Raw genomic sequence first — 21,567 nt, 5'->3', positions numbered from 1 at the left:
CTGGGAATCTCCGCGCACCGGACTGCCAAGCACGGGAATCTCAGCCAAGCACGGAGAGCATTCCGTGCCCGGCTGAGGAAACCATGCCTGGACGGAGATTCCCAGGTCGACCTGGGAATCTCCGTCCGCCGGACTGTCGGTGGGGGCTGGGAGGATGCGCAGGTGCAGACGTCGGCGGAGCGGGAGGGGACGGTGCTGCACGCCGACCTCGACAGCTTCTTCGCCTCCGTCGAGGTCCGCGACGACCCGAGCCTGCGGGGGCGGCCGGTGGCCGTCGGCGGCGGGGTGGTCATGGCCGCCAGCTACGAGGCGCGGGCGCACGGCGTCAAGGGCGCGATGGGGCTGCGGCAGGCGCTGCGGCTCTGCCCCGACCTACTCGTGGTGCCGCCCAGGCCGCACGCGTACAGCGAGGCGAGTCGCGCGGTGTTCGCCGTCTTCGCCGACACCACGCCTCTCGTGGAGGGCGTTTCGATCGACGAGGCGTTCCTGGAGGTCGGCGGGCTCCGACGTATCCGCGGGGCACCGTCGCAGATCGCGACGACGCTCCGCGAGCAGGTGCGCGAACGGGTGGGCCTGCCGATCTCGGTGGGCGTCGCGCGCACGAAGTACCTCGCCAAGGTGGCCAGCGCGATGGCCAAGCCCGACGGCCTCCTCGTCGTCCCGCTCGACGACGAACGACGCTTCCTGCTCTCGCTGCCCGTCCAGGCGCTCTGGGGCGTCGGCCCCCGCACCACCGAGAAGCTGCACGCTGCCCGGGTGCGCACCGTCGCCGACGTCGCCCGCATGCAGCCCGGCGAGCTCGCCACGCTGGTCGGCAGCGGTGCGGCCGGCCACCTGCACGCCCTCGCCTCCGGCCACGACCCCCGACCGGTGCGGGCGCGACCGTCGCGTCGCTCGATGGGGGCGCAGCACGCCCTCGGCCGCGACGAGCGCACGCCCGAGGGCGTCGAGATCGTGCTCCTGGGCCTGGTCGACCGCGTCGCGCGGCGTCTGCGCGCGGCCGGGCGCACCGCCGCGACCGTCACCCTGCGCGTCCGCTTCGGCGACTTCACCAGCTCCACCGCCTCGCACACGCTCCCGCGACCGACCGCCCACACGCAGGTCCTCCTCGACGCCACGCTGCAGCTGCTGCGCGGACGCCACGGCGAGATCGCCCGACGCGGCGTCACCCTCGTCGGCTTCCAGGCGTCCGGGCTCGACGACCAGGGCGAGCAGCTGCTGCTGCCCCTCACGTCGGCCTCCGACCCCGGCCTCGACACCGCGCTCGACGCCGTCCGCGACCGATTCGGCGCGCGAGCCGTGCGGCGGGGCGTGCAGCTCGGGCGCGGGGAGCGCGCCCCCATGCCGATCCTCCCCGACCAGGAGGACGACGCGTAGGCGGCGACGCCGGGTCAGGCGCGGCCGAACTCCCGGTCGAGGCGCTGGAGCACGAAGTCGGGCACGAGACCGCTCACGTCGCCACCGCCGCGTGCGACCTCCTTGACCAGGCTGGAGGCCAGGAAGGAGTACTCGGGGCTGGTCGGGATGAAGACGGTGTCGACGTCGGTGAGGCTGCCGTTCATCTGCGCCATCTGCAGCTCGTAGTCGAAGTCGGAGACCGCTCGCAGACCCTTCACGATCGCGCTGATCCCCTGCTCGGTGCAGAAGTTCACAAGCAGACCGCGGAACGACGCCACCGAGACGTTGGGCAGGTCCTCGGTGGCCCGGGCGAGCAGGTCCATCCGCTCCTCGAGCGAGAAGAGGCTCTTCTTGCTCTCGTTCACGAGGACCGCCACGACCACCTCGTCGAACAGCCGGGAGGCCCGGCGCACGATGTCGAGGTGACCGTTGGTCACCGGGTCGAAGGAGCCGGGGCACACGACGCGCGTCACGGCGGCGACGCTATCAGGACTCGTCGGAGCGGGCACCGAACCACACGGTGGTCTCGCCGTGGGCGCGGTCGCGGAACCCCTCGAACCCTGCGGGCCACGTGAACGGCGTGCGCGTGGACCGCTCGACGACGACCACGGCGTCGTCGGCGAGCGACGGGGCGAGGGCCGCGACCACGGCGGCGACGTCGTCGGTGGCCACCGCGTAGGGCGGGTCGAGCATCACCAGGTCGTAGGGGCCGGTGGCGGAGGCGGCGAAGGAGGCGGCGCTCGTGCGGTGAACGACGGCCTCGGCGCCCAGCTCCCGCGCGTTCTGCTGCGCCACCTGGGCGGCGCGCCGGTCGGACTCGACGAGGTCGGCCGACGCCGCCCCGCGCGAGAGCGCCTCCAGCGCCAGGGCGCCGGACCCGGCGTACACGTCGAGCACGCGGACCCCGTCGAGGCCACCGAACAGCGACTGCAGCGAGGAGAAGAGCGACTCCCTGACCCGGTCCGACGTCGGGCGCGTGCCGTCGCCCGGTGGCGTGCGCAGACGTCGACCGCCCCAGCGCCCGGCGATCACCCGGGTCACGTGCGCTCCAGGTAGTCGGCCTGCTGCGACTGCTCGAGGCGCTCGACCGCGGCCCGCAGGTCGGGCGCGCTCGCCAGCTGCGGGTCGCCCTCGACGAACGCCGTGGCCGCCTCGCGGGCGTCGGCGATGACCTGCTCGTCCTTGACGACCGAGAGCAGGCGCAGGCTGCTGCGCACCCCCGACTGCGCCGCGCCCAGCACGTCGCCCTCGCGACGCTGCTCGGCGTCGAGCCGTGACAGCGCGAACCCGTCGGACGTGGACGCGACGGCGTCGAGACGCTCCCGCGACGGCGAGCCGTCCTCGGCGGAGGTGACCAGCAGGCAGAGCCCCGCGTGCCCGCCTCGGCCGACGCGCCCGCGCAGCTGGTGCAGCTGGGAGACGCCGAACCGCTCGGCGTCGACGACGACCATGACCGTGGCGTTGGGGACGTCGACGCCGACCTCGACGACGGTCGTCGCGACGAGCACGTCGATCTCGCCCCGCGCGAAGGCCGTCATCGTGGCGTCCTTCTCCTCCGGGTGCTGGCGTCCGTGCAGGATCCCGAGCCGCAGCCCCGCCAGCGGACCCGCCGCGAGCTCCTCCCGCAGGTCCACCAGCGACCGGGTCGGCGGGCCGTCGGGGTCCGCCTTCTCCCCCGCCCCCTTCTCCCCCGTCTCCGTCTCGCTGCCGCCGATGCGCGAGACCACGACGTACGCCTGACGACCGTCGGCGACCTCCTCGCGCACCCGGTCCCACGCCCGGGCGAGCCAGTCGGGACGTTCGGCCGCCGGGACGACGGTGGTCTGGATGGGCTGGCGACCGCCCGGCAGCTCGCTGAGGGTGGACGTCTCGAGGTCGCCGAACACGGTCATGGCGATCGTGCGCGGGATCGGGGTCGCGGTCATGACCAGCACGTGCGGCTTGGTGTCGTAGCGGTCGACGAGCACGGCACGCTGCTCGACGCCGAAGCGGTGCTGCTCGTCGACGACGAGCAGGCCGAGCTCGGCGAGCTGGACGGTCTCCTGCAGCACCGCATGGGTGCCGACGACGATGCCGGCGGCACCCGAGGCGGCGTCGAGCAGTGCCTCCTTGCGGGCCTTGGCGCCCATCGAGCCGGTCAGCAACCGGACCCGCGTGCCCTCCGCGGCTCCCCCGAGCATGCCGCCCTCGGCGAGCGCCCCCAGCATGGCCGTGATGCCGCGGTGGTGCTGGGCGGCCAGCACCTCGGTGGGCGCCAGCAGCACGGCCTGCGCGCCGTCGTCGACGACCTGGAGCATCGCGAGCAGCGCGACGACGGTCTTGCCCGAGCCGACCTCGCCCTGCAGCAGCCGGTGCATGGGGTGCTCGCGCGCGAGGTCGGCCTCGATCTCCGCCACCACCGCACGCTGCCCGTCGGTGAGCGTGAACGGCAGCTGATGCTCGAACGCGTCGCGCAGACCGCCCGAGCGCCGAGGACGCGGCACCGCGGTCTGGCCGAGCGCAGCGTGGCGGCGCTGCGCGAAGACCGTCTGCAGGACGAAGGCCTCCTCGAACCGGAAGCGGTCGCGAGCGGTGCGCCACTGCTGGTCCGAGCGGGGGCGGTGGATCATCTCGAACGCGACGTCGGCGGACGGGAGCCCCCGGTCGGCGCGCACGTCCTCGGGGAGAGGGTCCTCGACGTCGGCGACGGGCAGCACCGTCTCGACGGAGCGCTCGATGGCGAGCGACGGGATCTTCGCGCTCGCCCGGTAGATCGGGATGATGCCGCGCGCGATCCGTCCCTCGAGCGCGTCGGGGCCCTCGAGCGGCTCGTAGAGCGGGTGCGTCAGCTGGAGTCGCCCGTTGAACTGCCCCACCTCGCCGGCGAACAGGCCGACCGTGCCGGGGGTCAGCTGCGCCTGGCGCCACGGCTGGGAGAAGAAGGTGAGCGTCAGCCGGGCGTTGCCGTCGGTGAGCGTCACCTCGGTGCGCGTCTTGCGCCCGCCCGGGCCGAACCGCTTGTTCACCGCCTCGACGACGCGTGCCATGACGGTGGCGTACTGACCGACCTGCAGCGACGCGAGGTCGGTCATCTCCCCCAGCGACACGTAGCGCCGCGGGTAGTGCCTCAGCAGGTCGTCGATGGTCTCCAGGCCGAGGGTCGCGAGCTTCTTGGCCGTCGCGTCGCCCACGACGGAGCGCAGCCGGCGCTCCGGCGGGTTGGTGGGACCCGGCGTCGCCGCAGGACTGGTGGTCACGACCGCACCCCTACTCGACCGCCACGAACAGCGGGTAGTTCTCCTGGCCGCCCTCGTACACGACGACGTCGACGTCGACGCGCTCGTCGCGCAGCCGGCGCGACAGCGTCTGCGCGACCGTGTGGTCGGCACCGTCGCCGACGACGAGGGTGACGAGCTCCGCGGTGGGCGAGAGCAGCCGGTCGAGCACCGCGTCGGCCACTTCGGCGACGTCGGAGCCGACGACCGCGAAGTCGCCCGAGACGACGCCGAGCACGTCGCCGGCCTCGCACGGACCGGCCATGGTGATGCCCGGCTCGACCGCGACCGTGACGGCGCCGTGCTGGGTGTGCGCCGCCGCGCTCGACATGGCGACGACGTCCTCGTCGAAGTCGCGCCCGGGGTCGTGGACGGCCAGCGCCGCCAGGCCCTGCACCTGCGCGTGGGTCGGGATGACCGCGACGCGGACGCCGTCGGCCCTCACCTGCTTGGCGGCGGCATCGAACAGACCGACGTAGCGCTGGTTGTTCGGCAGCACCACGACCTCCTCGGCGTCGAGGCCGCGCAGGGTCTCGAGCATCGTGGCGACGTCGACCGGTCGCTCGCGCGTGAACTCGAGCACGTGGGCACCGGCCTCGCGGCAGAGGTCGGCCAGCCCCGCACCCGTGGCGGCCACGACCACGGCCCGGCCCGACCGCTGCCGACCCTGCTGACGGGCGACCTGGTCGGCGAAGTGCGTGACGGCGATGCGGTAGGGCCGACCCGCCTGCAGGCCCGCCTCGATGGCGGCCCCGACGTCGTCGACGTGGACGTGGACGTTCCAGAGCCGGTCGCCGCCGACGACCACCAGCGAGTCGCCCAGCGCGTCGAGCGTGTGCCGCAGCGGCGCGATCTCGCTCTCGTCGGCGTCGAGGAGGTACATGACCTCGTACGCCGGACCGCCCTCGACGAAGTCGTCGCCCGACGCGGCCAGCGGCGTGGGGACGTGCTGCGCGGACGGGGTGGGCGCACGACCCGTGAGCGCCCGCTCGGTGGCGTCGAGGACGACCACGAGCGCGCGACCGCCCGCGTCGACGACACCCGCCTCGGCGAGCCGCGCGAGCTGCTCCGGCGTGCGTTCCAGGGCCACCCTCGCCGACGCGGCCGCCAGGGCGAACACGTCGCGCGCCTCGGCGCCGGACTCGACGGCGTCCTGCGCTCCGTCGGCAGCCGCCTGCGCGACCGAGAGGATCGTGCCCTCCACGGGGCGGCCCACCGCCGCGTGCGCGGCGTCGGACGCGGCGCGGAACGCATGCGCGACGTCGTCGGCGCGCACCTCGGCGTCGAGGTCGAGGTCGCCGAACACCGCTCGGACGAGCTGGGACAGGATGACGCCGCTGTTGCCCTTGGCGCCCATGAGCAGGCCGTCGGTGTGCGCCCGCACCAGGTCGGGCAGCGCGACGTCGTCGGGCAGCGCCGCGACGGCGTCGGCACCGGCCACGAAGGTCAGGTACGCGTTCGTGCCGGTGTCGCCGTCGGGCACGGGGAAGACGTTGAGGGCGTCGATCTCGGCGCGCGCCGTGGACAGCGCCTGCACGCAGAGCTGCGTCCACGCGCGGAAGGCGTCGGCTCGCAGGCGCAGGACCATGGGGGCAGGTTAGCGTGGTGCACCGACGTGCCGCCGGGTACCGCGAGGGCGATTGGCCCCGCCGCCGGGGCATCGGCTATCCTTACGTGGTTGCCCGTTCACCGGGCACACCTTTCGTACGTTCGTCGTCCGACGAACCCGTTCTCGAGCTTGCAGGAGTGGTCGCTGTGGCAGCGGTCTGTGACGTGTGCACCAAGGGACCCGGCTTCGGCCACAACGTGTCCCACTCGCACCGACGCACGAAGCGTCGTTTCGACCCCAACATCCAGCGCGTGCGTGCCGTCGTCGACGGCACGCCCAAGCGCCTCAACGTCTGCACGTCGTGCCTCAAGGCCGGCAAGGTCAGCCGCTGAGGCAGGTCCACGCCTTCGGCGACGACGCGCTCGGTGAGCTCGACGCCGTCGCCCTGGCAGCCGCGATCCGTCGCGGCGACATCAGCGCGGTCGACGCTGCTCAGGCAGCCGTCGACCGCGCTGCGTGCGTGGAGCCGCACCTCGACGCGATCGTCGTCGACGACGTCGAGCGAGGGCTGAGGCTGGCCGCGGGTCCGCTCACCGGCCGCCTCGCCGGCGTGCCGACGTACGTCAAGGACAACACCGACGTCGCCGGTCTGGCGACCCGTCAGGGCTCCCGGGCCCTGCCCGACGTCCCCGCCGCGGCCGACGCCCCGTTCACGACCCAGCTGCGCGCGACCGGGCTGGTGCCGCTGGGCAAGTCCTCGTTGCCGGAGTTCGGCTGGAGCGCCAGCACCGAGTTCGACCAGTGGGACCCCACGCGCAACCCCTGGGACACCGCGTTCTCCAGCGGTGCGTCGTCGGGCGGCGCCGCCGCGCTCGTCGCGTCGGGCGTCGTGCCGATCGCGCACGCCAACGACGGCGGCGGGTCGATCCGCATCCCCGCCGCAGCCTGCGGACTCGTCGGGCTGAAGCCCACGCGAGGTCGGCTCGCGCCCGACGTGCACGCGGCGCAGCTGCCGGTCGACGTCGTCTGCAACGGCGTCCTGACCCGGACCGTCCGCGACACCGCCCACTTCCTCGCCGCCGCCGAGGCGCACCGCACGGCCCCCGGCCTGCCCGCGGTAGGTCTCGTGGAGGGACCGTCGACGCGGCGGCTGCGCGTCGGGCTGGTCCTCGACTCGCTCACCGACACCCCCACCGACGCCGAGACGCGCGCCGCGGTGCTCGCCACCGCCGAGCTGCTCACGTCGCTCGGCCACGACGTGGTCGAGGTGCCGCTGCCCGCCGACGACACGTTCGTCGACGCGTTCACGCACTACTGGGCCATGCTCGCGTTCTCGACCCAGCACTTCGGGCGTCGTGTGATGCACCCCCAGTTCGACAAGACCGCGACCGACCCGCTCACCCGGTTCCTCGCCGCTCGGTTCGCCCGCTCGTTCTGGCGCCTGCCGCGCACCGTCCGCACCTTGAGGCGCTCCGAGCACGTGGTGCGCGCACACTTCGCCCAGCACCGGCTCGACGCGGCCCTCTCCCCCACCGTCGCGCACACCACGCCGCGCCTCGGTCACCTGTCGCCGAACCAGCCCTTCCCGGAGATGTTCGAGCGGCTCGTCCGCTACGCCGCGTTCACGCCGTTGAACAACGCCACCGGGACGCCCGCCGTGTCGCTGCCGCTCGGCCGCACCGGCGACGGACTGCCGATCGGCGTGCAGCTGCAGGCCCTGCACGGTCAGGAGCGCCTGCTGCTGGAGCTCTCCTACGAGCTCGAGGCTGCGCGACCGTTCCCGCGCATCCAGGACGGCGTCGCGCCGCTCACGTAGCCGCGCGACGAGGGGCCTGAGAGGGCCTGGTCAGCGCCAGTGACGCCAGCCGGGCTCACCCTCCCACGCCGCGCCGTCGACCAGCACCGACGGCGCAGCGCCCTCGGGCACGTGGCGCACCTCGCCGACGACCGTCCAGCCGTCGGGCAGCACCGTGGGCGCGCTGAACGTCGCCGCGAGCGCGTAGTCCTCGCCACCGGTCAGCACGAGCGAGAGCGGGTCGAGGCCGAGCGCCTCGCCGACCGTCAGCAGAGGGGCGTCGATCGTCAGCTCCGACGTCCGGAGGTCGACGACGACGCCGCTGGCGCGTGCCACGTGGCCGAGGTCGGCCAGCAGGCCGTCGCTCACGTCGATCATGGCCGTCGCGCCCGCGTCGGCTGCTGCACGGCCGGCCCAGTACGGAGGCGTCGGCACGCGGTGGGCGTCGACCACCGCCTTCGGCGAGCGGAAACCCCGACCCAGCGTCGCGAGACCGGCCGCCGACCAGCCGAGGCGTCCGGCCACCGCCACCACGTCGCCCGGGAGCGCGCCCGAGCGCCGGACCGGACGCGGCGCGTCGCCCATGACGGTCACGGCCACGACGACCACGTCGCTCGCCGTCATGTCGCCGCCGACGACGTGCGCGCCGACCACCGCGGCCTCCTGCTCGAAGCCCTTCGCGAGCTCCACGACCCACGCCGACGGCGTGTCGGCGGGGACGCCGAGCCCCACGGTGAGCGCGGTCGCCACCCCGCCCATCGCGTTCACGTCGGACAGGTTCGCCGCGGCCGCCTTCCGCCCGATCTCCAGGGCCGTCGACCAGTCACGTCGGAAGTGTCGACCCTCCACGAGCAGGTCGGTGGAGACGACGAAGGTGCCGTCGGCGGTGCGGACGTGAGCAGCGTCGTCGCCGGGCCCGATGAGCACCCGCTCGGACGTGCCACCAGCCTCCGTGACCCGGTCGATCAGGCCGAACTCGCCGACGTCGGACACCGTCCCGGGCCCCGGACCCTGCTGCTGCGCTGGCACTCGTCCATTGTGGACCAGCCGGACGCCGGGACACCGGCGTGGTCGGCTATGGTGTCGAGGTTCCCGAGCAGGAGGTCCTCATGACGGTCCACGCCTACATCCTCGTCCAGACCGAGGTCGGCAAGGCCGCCCAGGTCGCGCAGGAGATCTCCGCGATCCCCGGCGTCACCGTGTCCGAGGACGTCACCGGCCCGTACGACGTGATCGTCCGTGCCGAAGGTCCGTCGATGGACCAGCTCGGCACGCTCGTCGTGCAGAGCGTGCAGAAGGTCGCCGGCATCACCCGCACGCTGACGTGCCCCGTCGTCAAGATCTGACTCGTCGCGCCGGCCTGCTGGCCGCCGCCCTCGTCGTCGTCCCGCTGAGCGCCTGCGGGAGCGGCGTGCTCGTCGACGCCTACCCGACCGAGCCGGGCACCGACGTCGACTGCCAGGCGCTCCTCGCCGACCTCCCCGCCTCCGTCGGCGGTCTCGACAAGCGCGGCCTGGAGCAGGACGTGCCGGCCGCCGCCTGGGGCGACCCGCCCGTCGTGCTGCGCTGCGGCGTCCCCACGCCCGACGCGTTCGAGCCGACGTCGCAGTGCGCCACCTTCGACGACGTCGACTGGTTCGGCGAGCAGACCGCCGACGGCTTCCGCTTCACGACCGTCTACCGGCGCGTCAACGTCGAGGTCGACGTCCCCGCCGTGCACGACCCCGCCTCAGACGTCCTCATCGACCTCGCCGCCAGCATCGAGAAGCACGTCCCCGCCGAGCGGCGCTGCCAGGGCTGACGTCGCGGCGGCCTGTCCTGCAGGGTGCAGGGTCGTGGCTTCTCTTTCGGGTGGGGCTGCGTCGGTGCGGCTTCACCTCGACCTGCGGCTGCGCTGGCGCGGCTACGACTCGTCCTGCGCTCCGCAAGGGCCTCGACCGGGCGGCTGGCGACCGCGCTGGTCTGGGTTCTCGGGCTGTGGCCCGCGTTGGGCGCAAGATTCTGCGTTCCCGCCCGCTGAGCGGTAGTCCTGCCACCGCATCGCCGTCGGAGGTGGATCTGCCACCCTTCCCAGCGCTCTACAGGTGGTGGATCAACCGCTGAGGGGGGCGGGGGTGGCAGTGCTTCTTCCTTCTCGTGGACCGTGCCACGAGAAGGGAGAAGCGCTGCCCACCCCACCCCCAAGAGCGCCCACGATTCTTCCTTCGTGCGCTGGAGCCCGAACGCTCCTGCGTTGGTGACGCGATCCCGTAGTATGCGCAGAAGCCTCGGTTCTCCAATGCACGAACGCAGAATCTTGCGTCCACCGCGGGCCACAGCCCGAGAACCTGAGCCGCCGCCGCTGCCAACCGCCCGGTCGAGGCCCTTGCGGAGACCACCCCCAGCGCCAGCCGAGGCAGCGCACCACCACGACGAGACCCCCGCAGGCAGCGCAGCCGCACGACGAGGACGAGGACGAACCCCGTCAGCGCAGCCCGGGCGAGCGGTGGAGGGCGAGCTGGAGGAGCCGGTCGACGAGCTCGGCGTAGCCGATGCCGGTGGCCTCCCAGAGGACGGGGAACATCGACGTCGACGTGAAGCCGGGCATCGTGTTGATCTCGTTGATGACGAGGCCGTCGGGGGCGGAGTCGGTGGCGAAGAAGTCGACGCGGGCCAGACCCTCGCCGCCGATGGCGGTGAAGGCCTTCACGGCGTAGTCGCGGATGCGCGCGGCGAAGACGTCGGAGATGTCGGCGGGCACCAGGTTGGCGCTCGTGCCGTCGAGGTACTTGGCCTCGAAGTCGTAGAAGTCGTGCGTGGTGTCGTCGTTGCGGACCTCGCCGACCACGCTCGCGAGCGGGGTGCCGTCGGGCTGCTGGATGACGCCGACCTCGAGCTCGCGCTTGTTCACGGCGGCGGCCTCGACGATCACCTTGGGGTCGTGCTTGCGGGCAGCCTCGACCGCCTCGACGAGGAACCCGACGTCGTCGACCTTGGTGACGCCCGAGCTCGACCCGGCCCGGGCCGGCTTGACGAACACGGGCAGTCCGAGCGCACCGACCCGCGCGAGCACCTTGTCGCGCTCGGTGTCCCACTGGGCCGGCAGGATCGTCACGTACGGGATCTGCGGCAGGCCGGCAGCCGCGAACACCGTCTTGGTGAACGGCTTGTCCATGCCGACCGCACTGGCCAGCACCCCGGCCCCCACGTAGCGCACGCCCGCGACCTCGAGCAGACCCTGCACGGTGCCGTCCTCACCCCAGGGTCCGTGCAGCAGCGGCAGTACGACGTCGACGTCGCGCAGCTCCTCCCACGCGAACGGCTCCCCGTCGACGGCCACCTCCGGCAGCCCGCTCGCAGGCACCGGGGCGGAGAGGTCGTCGCGCACCCAGCGGCCGTCGGGCGTGATGCCCACGGTGAGGACGTCGTAGCGCTCGCGGTCCACGACCGCCACGACGTTGCGCGCGGTGAGGCAGGAGACTCCGTGCTCGCTGGAACGCCCGCCGAAGAGGACGACGACCCGAGGACGGGCGGGCACGGTGCTGGAGGTCTCGTTCATCGCCCGTCAGCCTAGCCCGCGCCGACGACGTGCCGCGGGAGCCTATGGAACATGTCACGGCGGAAGAGGCCCTCGGCCCCTGGGCTGTGTCGGCGGCGGCCTGCACAATGGAGGTCATGCACGGACCCGAGCTCTCGTCGTCGACCATCGCCGTCGGAGCCGGGCGTCCTGCTCGCACCCCGGGGGCCGCGCTCAATGCGCCGATCACGCTGGCCAGCGCCCTCGTCCCCGGCGGCGAGTCCGAGTACGGACGTCACGGCAACCCGGCGTGGACCGCGTTCGAGGAGGTGCTGGGAGCCCTGGAGGGCGGTCGCGCCCTGGCGTTCGCGTCGGGCCAGGCGGCCTGCGCGGCCGTGTTCGACCTCGTGCCCGCCCGCGCGGCCGTGGTGGCCCCCGCGGGCGCCTACTCCGGCACGCTCGTGCAGCTGCGCGAGCGCGCCCGGCGCGGACTCATCGACCTGCGGCTCGTCGACGTCACCGACACCCAGGCCGTCGTCGACGCCGCCGACGACGCCGCGCTCGTCTGGCTCGAGTCGCCCACCAACCCGCTGCTGGAGGTGGCCGACGTCGAGCACATCGCGGCCGAGGCGGCGCGCGCCGGCACGGCCGTGGCCGTCGACAACACGTTCGCGACGCCGCTGCGGCAGAAGCCGCTCGAGCTGGGCGCCGACTTCGTCGTGCACTCGGCCTCCAAGCTCATCTCCGGGCACAGCGACGTCATCCTCGGCGCCGTGGTCACCGGCAACCCGCGGGCGCACCGCGCCATCGAGGCCCGCCGCGCGAACCTCGGCGCCATCCCCGGCGCGATGGAGTGCTGGCTCGCCACCCGCGGCATCCGCACCTTGCACGTCCGCCTCGACCGCGCCGAGGCCAACGCGCGCGAGATCGCCCGACGTCTGCAGTCGTCGTCGGTGGTCTCCGGCATCCGCTACCCCGGCTGGGGCACGATCCTGTCCTTCGAGGTGCAGGGCGGACCGGAGATGGCGCAGAAGGTCACCGAGCAGTCCGACGTGATCACCCACGCCACGAGCCTCGGCGGCGTGGAGTCGACCTGGGAGCGACGTCGCCGGCACGCGGCGGAGCCCGCCGTGGTGCCCGAGGCGCTCGTGCGTCTGTCGGTGGGCATCGAGGACGTCGAGGACATCTGGTACGACGTCGAGCGGTCCCTCGCGGCGATCTGACGCCCGCGCAGGGCGGCGGGAGGGTCAGCGGACCTCGGGCTTGGCCTCGCGCGAGATGAGTGCCTTCACGAGCGCCTCGGGGTCCATCTCGCCCGCGATGAGCGCGGCGACGTGGGTGACGATCGGCATGTCCACGTCGTGGGCGGCGGCGAGCTCCGCGACGGAGCGGCACGACTTGACGCCCTCGGCGACCTGCCGGGTCTGCGCCGTCACCTCCTCGACGCTCAGGCCCTGACCGAGCTTCTCGCCGAAGGTGCGGTTGCGCGACAACGGCGACGAGCAGGTGGCCACCAGGTCGCCCATGCCGGCGAGCCCCGAGAAGGTCAGCGGGTCGGCGCCGATCGCGACGCCGAGCCGTGCGGTCTCGGCGAGGCCGCGCGTGATCACCGACGCCTTGGTGTTGTCGCCGAAGCCGAGTCCGATGCACACGCCGACGGCCAGGCCGATCACGTTCTTGGTGGTGCCGCCGAGCTCGCACCCGATGACGTCGGTGTTCGTGTACGGGCGGAAGGCAGCGGTGTGGCACAGCTTCTGCAGCCGCTCGGCGACGGCCTGGTCGGCGCACGCCACCACGCTGGCCGCCGGCTCGCGCCGGGCGATCTCCTTCGCGAGGTTCGGGCCGGTGACCACGGCGATGCGCTCGGGACCGGCACCGGTCAGCTCGGCCACCACCTCGCTCATCCGCAGGTGCGTGCCGAGCTCGACGCCCTTCATGAGGCTGACCATGACCGCGGCGTCGTCGATCGCGTCGCCCCAGTCGCCGAGGTTGGCGCGCAGCTGCTGCGACGGCACGGCGAGCACCACGACCTCCGCGTCGGCGAGCGCCTCGCGCGGGTCGTGGGTGGCCCGGATGGTCTCCGGGAGCGCGATGCCGGGCAGGTAGTCGGCGTTCTCGTGCGTCGCGTTGATCCCGTCGCAGAGCTCGGCGCGGCGGCCCCACAGACGCACGTCGTTGCCCGCGTCGGCCAGCACCAGCGCGAACGCGGTGCCCCACGATCCTGCTCCCATCACGGCGGTCCTGGCCATCACGGCTCCTTCGGGGTGTCGTCCGCGCCCGACGGGGCGGGGTCGGCTGGAGGGGCGACGTGGTCGGTCGCGTCGGTCGGTGCACGGTACGCGGTCCGGGGGGCGGCGAGCGTGTGCACGTCGATCCGGGGGCCGCTGGGGAGCTCGCCGCGGATCTCGCCGACCATGGCGGTCAGCGTGTCCATCAGGCGGTCGGTGGCCGTGCGCAGGACGTCCTCGGTGATCGGCAGGCCGACGAGGTCGGACAGGTCGACCGGGTCGCCGACCACGACGTGGATGGTCTTGCGCGGCAGGAACCGCGGGAGCTTCGTGTACGGCCAGAGGATGCGCTGCGCGCCCCACTGCGCGAGCGGCACGAGCGGACGTCCGGTGGCGAGCGCGACCCGGACCGCTCCGGTGCGCCCGCTCATCGGCCACAGGTCGGGGTCGCGGGTGATGGTGCCCTCGGGGTAGATCGAGATGACCTTGCCCTCCTCGACCGCGGCGACGGCCGAGCGCAGCGACTCCGCGGCACCCTCGGTGCTGCGGTGCACGGGGATCTGCTCCGCGCCGGCGAGCAGCGGCCCGAGACCCGTGACGGAGAACAGCGTGTCCTTCGCGAGGAAGCGCGGCGCCACGCCCTGGTCGACCATGAAGTGGCTGATGAGGATGGGGTCGAGGTGCGAGATGTGGTTCGGCGCGATCACGTAGCCGCCGTCACGCGGCAGCTTGTCCACACCCCGCCAGTCGCGCCGGGTCACGACCATGAGGAACGGCCGCAGGATCCGCACGATCCACCGGGTCGCTCGCGGCAGCTCTGCCCGGGGACGATCCATGGGGCCGACCCTATGACGTGCGGCCACCCTGCGGCGTGACGGGCGGCACGTGTCGGGTCCTCAGGGGCTCGTCGGGTGCTCCGCGCACCACCGGGCCAGCCGGCGGTGACGGTGCCGGAAGATCGCCGTCACGACCGCGCGGGTGGCACCGGCGCCATGGCGCAGGCGGGGCTCGATCGTGAGCCTGTCGTGCACCTGCGTGGCACCGTCGTCGACCGACGACAGCGTGCGCTCGTGCTCCCACCGACGCGCGGACAGCATCCGCGAGACCTCCCGGAACCGCCGGCCGGGCTCGAGCTCGACCACGGTGAGGTCGTCGTACTCCACCGGCAGGACGCCGAGGAGCCGGAGCCAGGCCTTGCCGAGCGGCTGCCCGACGGGGAGGGTGTCGACGTCGAGGTGCTCGGTGCCGCGCGGCATCGACATGAGCAGCCACGGGAGCATCTCGTGCTGGATGCCCGCCACCGACGCCACCCGCTCCCACACCGCCTCACGCGGCAGCGGCACGGTCGACGCGACCTCCACGACCACGACCATCGCTGGCTCCCGTCACTCCCGGGCCCTGCGGACCCACTCCGGCCTCACTCTCGCACCGGCACCGCGGGTGCGGTCAAGAGCGCATGGCGCCTCTCGGCACCTCGCTGGACGGACGTCCGGGCGAGGGTCAGAGCGTGGCCGGCTTGAAGGCCGGTCGACGCTGCTCGTAGGCCGCGATGTCGTCGTCGTGCGACAGCGTGATGGCGATGTCGTCGAGACCCTCGAGCAGGCGCCAGCGGGTGTAGTCGTCGATCGTGAACGAGTCGACGATCGCGTCAGGACCCTCGCCGGCCCGCACCGTGCGCGACTCGAGGTCGACCGTGATCTGGGCGCCCGGCTCCTCCTCGAGGAGGTCCCAGAGCCGCTGCACGACCTTCTCGTCGACCTGCGCGGCCAGCAGACCGGCCTTGCCCGAGTTGCCGCGGAAGATGTCGCCGAACCGCGAGCTGATGACGGCCTTGAAGCCGTAGTTCTGCAGTGCCCACACGGCGTGCTCGCGCGACGAGCCGGTGCCGAAGTCGGGACCCGCGACGAGGATCGTCGCGTGCTCGTACGGCTCGCGGTTGAGCACGAAGTCGGGGTCGTTGCGCCAGGCCGCGAACAGGCCGTCCTCGAAGCCCGTGCGGGTGACCCGCTTCAGGTAGACGGCGGGGATGATCTGGTCGGTGTCGACGTTGCTGCGACGCAGCGGCGCGCCGACGCCGGTGTGCGAGGTGAACTTCTCCATGGTCAGACTCCTGCGGTCGCGCGGACGGGCTCGAGGTCGGCGGGGCTGGCCAGGTGGCCGAGGACGGCCGTGGCGACCGCGACGTCGGGCGAGACGAGGTGCGTGCGGCCACCCTTGCCCTGGCGACCCTCGAAGTTGCGGTTCGACGTCGAGGCGCTGCGCTCGCCCGGCGTGAGCTGGTCGGGGTTCATGCCGAGGCACATGGAGCAGCCCGCGCCCCGCCACTCGGCGCCGGCCTCGGTGAACACCTGGTCGAGGCCCTCCTCCTGCGCCTGCAGCCGGACCCGCACCGAGCCGGGCACGACGAGCATGCGGGTGCCGTCGGCGACCTTGTGGCCCTTGATCAGCTCGGCCGCGCGGCGCAGGTCGGAGATGCGACCGTTGGTGCACGAGCCGACGAACACGGTGTCGACGGCGATGTCGCGCAGCGGCGTGCCAGCCTCCAGACCCATGTAGGCGAGCGCGTTGGCGGCGGCCTCACGCTCGATCGGGTCCTCGAAGCTCTCGGGGTCGGGGACCGTCGCCGACAGCGGGGCGCCCTGCCCGGGGTTCGTGCCCCACGTGACGAACGGGGTGACCTGCGAGGCGTCGAGGTGCACCACCTTGTCGAAGTGGGCGTCGTCGTCGGTGACCAGGTCGCGCCAGTAGGCCACGGCCTCGTCCCACGCCTCGCCCTGCGGGGCGTGCGGACGGCCCTGGATGTACTCGAAGGTCGTCTCGTCGGGGGCGATCAAACCGGCCTTGGCACCCCACTCGATGCTCATGTTGCAGATCGTCATGCGCTCCTCCATGGAGAGCGCGCGGATGGCCTCGCCGCGGTACTCGACGATGTAGCCCTGACCACCACCGGTGGTCTCCTGCGTGATGAGCGCGAGGATGAGGTCCTTGGCGGTCGAGCCCTCGGGCAGCGTGCCCTCGACCTCGACGGCCATCATCTTCGGCTTGTCCTGCGACAGCGACTGCGTGGCCAGCACGTGCTCGACCTCGCTCGTGCCGATGCCGAAGGCGATGGAGCCGAACGCACCGTGCGTCGACGTGTGCGAGTCGCCGCAGACGATCGTCATGCCTGGCTGGGTGAGACCCAGCTGCGGGCCGACGACGTGGACGATGCCCTGGTCGATGTCGCCCATCGGGTGCAGCCGCACGCCGAACTCCTCGGCGTTGCGACGCAGCGTCTCGACCTGGGTGCGCGACACCGGGTCGGCGATCGGCTTGTCGAGGTCCGTGGTCGGGATGTTGTGGTCCTCGGTCGCGAGCGTCAGGTCGGGACGACGCACGGGCCGACCGGAGAGCCGCAGGCCGTCGAACGCCTGGGGGCTCGTCACCTCGTGGATGAGGTGGAGGTCGATGTAGAGAAGGTCGGGCTCACCGTCTGCCGTGCGGACGACGTGGTCGTCCCAGATCTTCTCCGCGAGCGTCCTGCCCATCGCGATCATCTCTCCTCTGACGTGTCGTCCAGGTCCGTGGTGCGCATGTCCTGCGGCGCGTGAAGAGCATAACACTTGCGTCTCACCATGCGATACGGCAGTATCAAGGCATGGACAACGCCAGCGGTGTGGGAGTGCTCGACAAGGCAGCCCTCGTGCTCTCCGCCCTCGAGCCGGGTCCCGCCACCCTGGCCGGTCTCGTCGCCGCGACCGGGCTCGCCCGCCCGACCGCGCACCGGCTCGCCGTGGCGCTGGAGCACCACCGCCTGGTCTCCCGCGACATGCAGGGTCGCTTCGTGCTCGGCCCGCGCCTCGGCGAGCTCGCCGCCGCAGCCGGTGAGGACCGCCTGCTGGCCGCCGCCGGCCCGGTGCTCGCCCGCCTGCGCGACATCACCGGTGAGTCGGCCCAGCTGTACCGCCGTCAAGGCGACTTCCGCGTCTGCGTCGCCGCGGCCGACCGACCGACCGGCCTGCGCGACTCGATCCCGGTCGGCGGTCAGCTCACCATGGCCGCCGGGTCCGCCGCCCAGATCCTGCTCGCGTGGGAGGACCCCGAGCGGATGAACAAGGGCCTGCTCAAGGCGACGTTCTCCGCCGCGGAGCTGTCGGCCGTGCGCCGACGCGGCTGGGCCCAGAGCGTCGGCGAGCGCGAGCCCGGCGTCGGCTCGGTCTCGGCCCCGGTGCGCTCCCCCTCCGGCAAGGTCGTGGCGGCCGTGTCGGTGTCGGGTCCGCTCGAGCGCCTCACCCGGCAGCCCGGACGCATGCACGCGCCGGCGGTCGCCGCTGCGGCGGAGCGGCTCAGCCAGAGCCTGCGCCGCGCGGGCTGACGTCGCCCGGTCGCCAGCCCGCCTCGACGGGCCGGCTCAGGACCGCAGGGCGTCGAGCAGGGCCGCCTTGGTCATGCGCGAGACGCCCGGGAGCCGCTTCTCGCGGGCCGCGGCCCGCAGGCGGACGACGGTCCAGGACGCGTCCGGCACGGACGGGTCGTCCACCGGCAGGTCGCCGCGCTCGGCCGGCGGCTGTCGGTCGACGGGCGCGTCACGCTTGGCGCGCCGCAGCTTCGCCTCGAGCTTGGCCACCTTGGTGCGCTCCTGACGCGCCTCGGCCTTCCACTGCTGGGACTTCGCCTTGGACTTCTCCAGCTTGCCCTCGAGCAGCTCGACCGTCGACCGCAGCTTCTCGACCTGCTTGAGCGCCTTCGCGAGCTGCTCCTCGGCCTCGGAGAGGGCCTGCTTCGTCTTCTTCGCCTTCTTCGTCTTCTTACCGGCGTTCTTGCCCGACTTCTCGACACCAGCCTTGCGCACGGCGGACGTGGTGTCGTCGGACGACGTGACCTTGGCCATCTCACTCCTTGCTCTCGTCAGGGCTCCGGCCGGATGATGACAGACGAAGATGACACGTCGATGAACCTCGCAACCGTCAGACGCGGGGGGCCCGCGCCAGGGCGACCGTCGCACCCCGCGCGTCGACGATCCTCAGGCCCGAGACGTCCTGCCGCGCGACCGCGGCGTTGACGCGACAGTGCACCTCGACCTGCGAGCCCAGGAACCCGCCGGCCTCGACCTCACGGCCGGACTCGTCGACGACGTAGACCGCGTAGGCCGCGCCCGGTCGCGTGCTGCGCACGTCGAGCACGGCCTCGGTCCCCCACGTGTGCGCCACGAACGCCGCCTGCACGTCGGCGGGCTCCCGACTGTCGCCGCGCACCGGCGCGAGCGTCTCGACGGCACCGAGCGTGCCGGGCGGGCCCTGCACCGGACGGTCGCTCGTGAGGGACTGGACGGCGAGCGTCGCGCCGGAACCGGCCAGGACCAGCAGGGCCGCGGCGAGCACCAGGCGCCCTCGCCTCCCACCTCTCGTCGGCCGTCCCCCGACCTGGTCGGACCCGGACGGCCCCGGGCCTGCGACGGACGCCACGCGCGCGTCGAGCGCGGCGGACGGCTCGGCCTCCAGCCAGCCCTCTCCCGCGGGTGCGTGCCAGGCGTCGAGACGTCGGGCGTCGTCGCGCAGCGCCTCGAGCTCCTCCCGCGCCTGCGGGTCCTCGCGCAGCAGGGCGTCGAGCTCGGCCTGCTCGACGGCGTCGAGGGTGCCCGTGGCGGCAGCGGCCAGCAGCTGCTCACGGCGGTGCGGCGTGGTCATGGACTCTCCTCTCCCTCGTCGAGGATCGCACGCAAGGCCCGCAGCGCGTGGAACATGCGGGTGCGCAGGGTCGCCACCGGCACGCCGTCACGTTCCGCGAGCTCCTCGTAGCCGAATCCCTCCAGCCGCACGGCCACGACGACCCGACGGTGGACCTCGCTCAGCTGGGCCAGGGCCCAGACCAGCGTCACGTGGTCGAGGATGCGTGCGAGGTCGGCGTCACGGGTCGCGGAATCCTCGGTCTGCTCCCCCGACGCCGGGGCGGGCCGACGGGCCCGCGCACGCACGGCGTCGACGACGACGTTGCGGGCGATGGCGAACAGCCAGGTGCGCTGCGAGGCGCGCGCCGGGTCGTAGCGCTCGCGCGCCTGCCACGCCCGCGTGAAGGTCTCCTGCACGCACTCCTCGGCGAGGCCGCGGTCGCGCAGGGCGTTGACCATGAAGCCCAGGAGGTCGTGGCCGTGAGCGGCGTACGCAGCCCGTACGTCGAACCCGCGAGGATCCATCCGGCCGTCCTCTCGCGCTCGGGTCCGCACCACCGTAGCCACGGGAGGACGACTCGGCAGATCGATCACCGACGTCGCACTCACGCAGAGGTCTACGCACGACCCCTCGTCGCCGTTCACCGAGACGCGGCGAGAAGAAACTCGGTGCACACCGTGAACGCGACGTCGTCGACGCACGTACACCCCGCGAGCGGGCGTCGTCCGGCGCCTCACGACGAAGGGACCACCATGACCGTGAAGCGCGCCACCCGATGGACCGGAGCGGGAGCCCTCGCGACCACCGCGACCCTGACCCTGGGCGCCCTCGGGTCCACCGCCTCGGCCGACACCCCCGACCCCGTCGACCCGCCGGAGAGCTTCACCAGCGCCTTCGTCGTCGACGCGACGCCGCAGCAGGTCGTCGGCACCGACGGCACCGTGGGCGTCGGCCAGCCGGGCGCGACGGGTCGCTTCGAGTTCCTCGTGAACTCCGACGAGCAGGTCATCTGCTGGAACATCACCCTGAACAACGTGGTGACGCCGTACCAGAGCCCCGCCAAGACCGCGACGCACATCCACGAGACCGCCGCCGGCGTGAACGGCCCGCCGCGGATCGCCTTCCCGAACCCCACGCCCGCCGACGACCCGACGGCGACCGTGCGTACCAGCACCGGCTGCTCGGAGGGTCCGTTCACCACCGGTCTCGCGCCCAACGGCACCGACACCGGCACCGGCTTCTCCCTCGCGCAGCTCGAGGCGAACCCGGCGGGGTTCTCGGCCGACACCCACACCGCCGGCTTCACCGCGGGCGCGGTGCGAGGCCAGCTGGTCTTCAGTCAGGAGCTGCTCGACGCGGCCAACGCGGTCGACGAGGAGCCGACGCCCCCGGCGGACGACGAGCCCGCACCGGGCGAGGGCGTCGCCGACGCGGACGACGAGCGACAGCTGCCCGTGAACGGCGTCGACACGGGCCAGGGCGGCACCGCCGGGTCCCCGAGCCTGCTGCCGGTCGCGGCCCTGACGCTGCTCGGCCTCGGCGTCGCCGGTGCCACCGTCGCACGGCGTCGCCAGGGTGCCTGAGCGCACCCGCCTCGCCGCGGCCGTCCTGCTCGTCGCACTGCTCTCGGGGTGCGGCGGGCAGGACGCGGCGCCGGAGGAGCCGCCACGCAGCACGCCGAGTGCCTCGGCGACCGCCGCGGCTCCGACGAGCCCGGCGACGGAGCGCGTCGCGGCTCCCCCGCGGCGCGTGACGATCCCCTCGTTGGGTCTCGACGAGGAGCTCGTCGGTCTCGGCATCGACGACGCGAGCGGCGAGCTGGAGGTGCCCGAGGACCCTGCCCGCGTGGGCTGGTTCACCGGCGGCGGCAAGCCGGGCGAGTCGTGGCCGGTGGTCATCGCCGGCCACAAGGACTCACGCACGGGACCGGCCGTCTTCGCGCGGCTCACCGAGCTGCAGGTGGGCCAGCAGGTCAGCGTCGTCGACACCCGCAACCAGCGCCGCACCTACGAGATCACCGAGGTGCGCGACGTGCCGCAGGACGGGCGGTTCCCGACCGACGACGTGTACGGCGAGACGGGCGACTCCCAGCTGCGGCTCATCACCTGCACCGGTCCGTACGACCGCGGCATCGGCCGCTACACCGAGAACCGCGTGGTGTTCGCCGAGGAGGTCTGAGCCTCGGACGGGGAGCGCCCC

The 21,567-nt window shown here is 73.2% G+C and carries 23 protein-coding genes; 9 read left to right on the top strand and 14 right to left on the bottom strand.

Going from position 1 to position 21,567, the window contains the following annotated elements; genetic code table 11:
* The first annotated feature begins 162 nt into the window (after positions 1–162).
* Positions 163–1,377 carry a DNA polymerase IV gene (dinB, locus tag QE370_RS11305; protein WP_309634411.1) on the top strand — a complete coding sequence of 405 codons (1,215 nt, stop codon included), beginning with the start codon at positions 163–165 and terminating at the stop codon, positions 1,375–1,377.
* Between the two features lie 14 nt (positions 1,378–1,391).
* Here the strand turns inward: dinB and coaD are convergent, their stop codons facing one another.
* The 4 genes from coaD to QE370_RS11285 are packed head-to-tail and all read right to left on the bottom strand — an operon-like array spanning position 1,392 to position 6,240.
* Positions 1,392–1,871 (bottom strand): pantetheine-phosphate adenylyltransferase, encoded by a 480-nt coding sequence (gene coaD / locus QE370_RS11300; protein WP_253023389.1) that lies wholly within the window; start codon positions 1,869–1,871, stop codon positions 1,392–1,394.
* A 13-nt stretch (positions 1,872–1,884) separates the two neighbouring features.
* Positions 1,885–2,439: a 16S rRNA (guanine(966)-N(2))-methyltransferase RsmD gene (gene rsmD, locus QE370_RS11295; protein ID WP_309634410.1), complete on the bottom strand. Its 555-nt coding sequence runs from the start codon at positions 2,437–2,439 to the stop codon at positions 1,885–1,887.
* On the bottom strand, positions 2,436–4,634 hold the full coding sequence (gene recG / locus QE370_RS11290) for an ATP-dependent DNA helicase RecG (RefSeq protein ID WP_309634409.1): 2,199 nt from the start codon (positions 4,632–4,634) through the stop codon (positions 2,436–2,438). Before recG ends, rsmD begins: the two co-directional genes overlap by 4 nt.
* 10 nt (positions 4,635–4,644) lie before the next feature.
* Positions 4,645–6,240 carry a DAK2 domain-containing protein gene (locus QE370_RS11285; RefSeq protein ID WP_309634408.1) on the bottom strand — a complete coding sequence of 532 codons (1,596 nt, stop codon included), beginning with the start codon at positions 6,238–6,240 and terminating at the stop codon, positions 4,645–4,647.
* Positions 6,241–6,407: 167 nt separating this feature from the next.
* On the opposite strand from QE370_RS11285, the gene rpmB reads away from it, so the two are divergent.
* Entirely contained in the window at positions 6,408–6,593 is a 186-nt protein-coding gene (rpmB, locus tag QE370_RS11280; protein WP_055965440.1) for a 50S ribosomal protein L28, read from the top strand.
* Positions 6,563–8,017 (top strand): amidase, encoded by a 1,455-nt coding sequence (locus tag QE370_RS11275; protein WP_309634407.1) that lies wholly within the window; start codon positions 6,563–6,565, stop codon positions 8,015–8,017. The genes rpmB and QE370_RS11275 overlap by 31 nt, the downstream gene beginning before the upstream one ends.
* 30 nt (positions 8,018–8,047) lie before the next feature.
* Here the strand turns inward: QE370_RS11275 and QE370_RS11270 are convergent, their stop codons facing one another.
* Positions 8,048–9,025 (bottom strand): thiamine-phosphate kinase, encoded by a 978-nt coding sequence (locus tag QE370_RS11270; protein ID WP_253026612.1) that lies wholly within the window; start codon positions 9,023–9,025, stop codon positions 8,048–8,050.
* Positions 9,026–9,105: 80 nt separating this feature from the next.
* Between QE370_RS11270 and QE370_RS11265 the strand changes: the two genes are divergently transcribed.
* Together QE370_RS11265 and QE370_RS11260 are read left to right on the top strand one after the other, a co-directional pair.
* Entirely contained in the window at positions 9,106–9,342 is a 237-nt protein-coding gene (locus tag QE370_RS11265; RefSeq protein ID WP_253026610.1) for an Lrp/AsnC family transcriptional regulator, read from the top strand.
* Positions 9,321–9,797 carry a DUF3515 domain-containing protein gene (locus tag QE370_RS11260; protein WP_253026608.1) on the top strand — a complete coding sequence of 159 codons (477 nt, stop codon included), beginning with the start codon at positions 9,321–9,323 and terminating at the stop codon, positions 9,795–9,797. Before QE370_RS11265 ends, QE370_RS11260 begins: the two co-directional genes overlap by 22 nt.
* A 663-nt stretch (positions 9,798–10,460) precedes the next feature.
* Here QE370_RS11260 and QE370_RS11255 read toward each other — a convergent pair.
* Complete coding sequence (locus QE370_RS11255) at positions 10,461–11,534, bottom strand: D-alanine--D-alanine ligase family protein (RefSeq protein WP_253026606.1); 1,074 nt, start codon at positions 11,532–11,534, stop codon at positions 10,461–10,463.
* Positions 11,535–11,650: 116 nt separating this feature from the next.
* Here QE370_RS11255 and QE370_RS11250 point away from each other — a divergent pair, with 116 nt between their 5' ends.
* A complete protein-coding gene (locus QE370_RS11250) occupies positions 11,651–12,715 on the top strand; it encodes a PLP-dependent transferase (RefSeq protein ID WP_309634406.1) in 1,065 nt (354 codons plus the stop codon).
* A gap of 24 nt (positions 12,716–12,739) precedes the next feature.
* Here the strand turns inward: QE370_RS11250 and QE370_RS11245 are convergent, their stop codons facing one another.
* From QE370_RS11245 to leuC, 5 genes are all read right to left on the bottom strand, one after another.
* Positions 12,740–13,741 carry an NAD(P)H-dependent glycerol-3-phosphate dehydrogenase gene (locus tag QE370_RS11245; RefSeq protein WP_309634405.1) on the bottom strand — a complete coding sequence of 334 codons (1,002 nt, stop codon included), beginning with the start codon at positions 13,739–13,741 and terminating at the stop codon, positions 12,740–12,742.
* Entirely contained in the window at positions 13,741–14,556 is an 816-nt protein-coding gene (locus tag QE370_RS11240) for a 1-acyl-sn-glycerol-3-phosphate acyltransferase (RefSeq protein ID WP_253026602.1), read from the bottom strand. Before QE370_RS11240 ends, QE370_RS11245 begins: the two co-directional genes overlap by 1 nt.
* 60 nt (positions 14,557–14,616) lie before the next feature.
* Positions 14,617–15,093 carry a hypothetical protein gene (locus QE370_RS11235; protein ID WP_253026600.1) on the bottom strand — a complete coding sequence of 159 codons (477 nt, stop codon included), beginning with the start codon at positions 15,091–15,093 and terminating at the stop codon, positions 14,617–14,619.
* A 127-nt stretch (positions 15,094–15,220) separates the two neighbouring features.
* Entirely contained in the window at positions 15,221–15,820 is a 600-nt protein-coding gene (gene leuD / locus QE370_RS11230) for a 3-isopropylmalate dehydratase small subunit (protein ID WP_309634404.1), read from the bottom strand.
* Between the two features lie 2 nt (positions 15,821–15,822).
* Positions 15,823–17,247, bottom strand: coding sequence for a 3-isopropylmalate dehydratase large subunit (gene leuC, locus QE370_RS11225; protein ID WP_309634403.1), 1,425 nt, complete (start codon positions 17,245–17,247; stop codon positions 15,823–15,825).
* A 110-nt stretch (positions 17,248–17,357) separates the two neighbouring features.
* Between leuC and QE370_RS11220 the strand changes: the two genes are divergently transcribed.
* Entirely contained in the window at positions 17,358–18,074 is a 717-nt protein-coding gene (locus QE370_RS11220; protein ID WP_055965411.1) for an IclR family transcriptional regulator, read from the top strand.
* Positions 18,075–18,110: 36 nt separating this feature from the next.
* Here QE370_RS11220 and QE370_RS11215 read toward each other — a convergent pair whose 3' ends face one another.
* The 3 genes from QE370_RS11215 to QE370_RS11205 form a co-directional block, all read right to left on the bottom strand.
* Positions 18,111–18,590, bottom strand: a complete 480-nt coding sequence (locus QE370_RS11215; protein WP_309634402.1) for a hypothetical protein — start codon at positions 18,588–18,590, stop codon at positions 18,111–18,113.
* Between the two features lie 76 nt (positions 18,591–18,666).
* Positions 18,667–19,386, bottom strand: a complete 720-nt coding sequence (locus QE370_RS11210; protein ID WP_253027336.1) for a hypothetical protein — start codon at positions 19,384–19,386, stop codon at positions 18,667–18,669.
* Positions 19,383–19,892 (bottom strand): RNA polymerase sigma factor, encoded by a 510-nt coding sequence (locus QE370_RS11205; RefSeq protein ID WP_309634401.1) that lies wholly within the window; start codon positions 19,890–19,892, stop codon positions 19,383–19,385. The genes QE370_RS11210 and QE370_RS11205 overlap by 4 nt, the downstream gene beginning before the upstream one ends.
* 228 nt (positions 19,893–20,120) lie before the next feature.
* Here QE370_RS11205 and QE370_RS11200 point away from each other — a divergent pair, with 228 nt between their 5' ends.
* Both QE370_RS11200 and QE370_RS11195 read left to right on the top strand, forming a co-directional pair.
* Positions 20,121–20,951, top strand: a complete 831-nt coding sequence (locus tag QE370_RS11200) for a CHRD domain-containing protein (RefSeq protein WP_309634400.1) — start codon at positions 20,121–20,123, stop codon at positions 20,949–20,951.
* Entirely contained in the window at positions 20,944–21,546 is a 603-nt protein-coding gene (locus tag QE370_RS11195; protein ID WP_309634399.1) for a class F sortase, read from the top strand. The genes QE370_RS11200 and QE370_RS11195 overlap by 8 nt, the downstream gene beginning before the upstream one ends.
* The last annotated feature ends 21 nt before the right edge of the window (positions 21,547–21,567 follow it).

This window comes from Aeromicrobium sp. SORGH_AS_0981 (assembly GCF_031453195.1).
Lineage (GTDB): Bacteria > Actinomycetota > Actinomycetes > Propionibacteriales > Nocardioidaceae > Aeromicrobium.
This window is presented reverse-complemented; position numbering and strand designations above follow the sequence as displayed.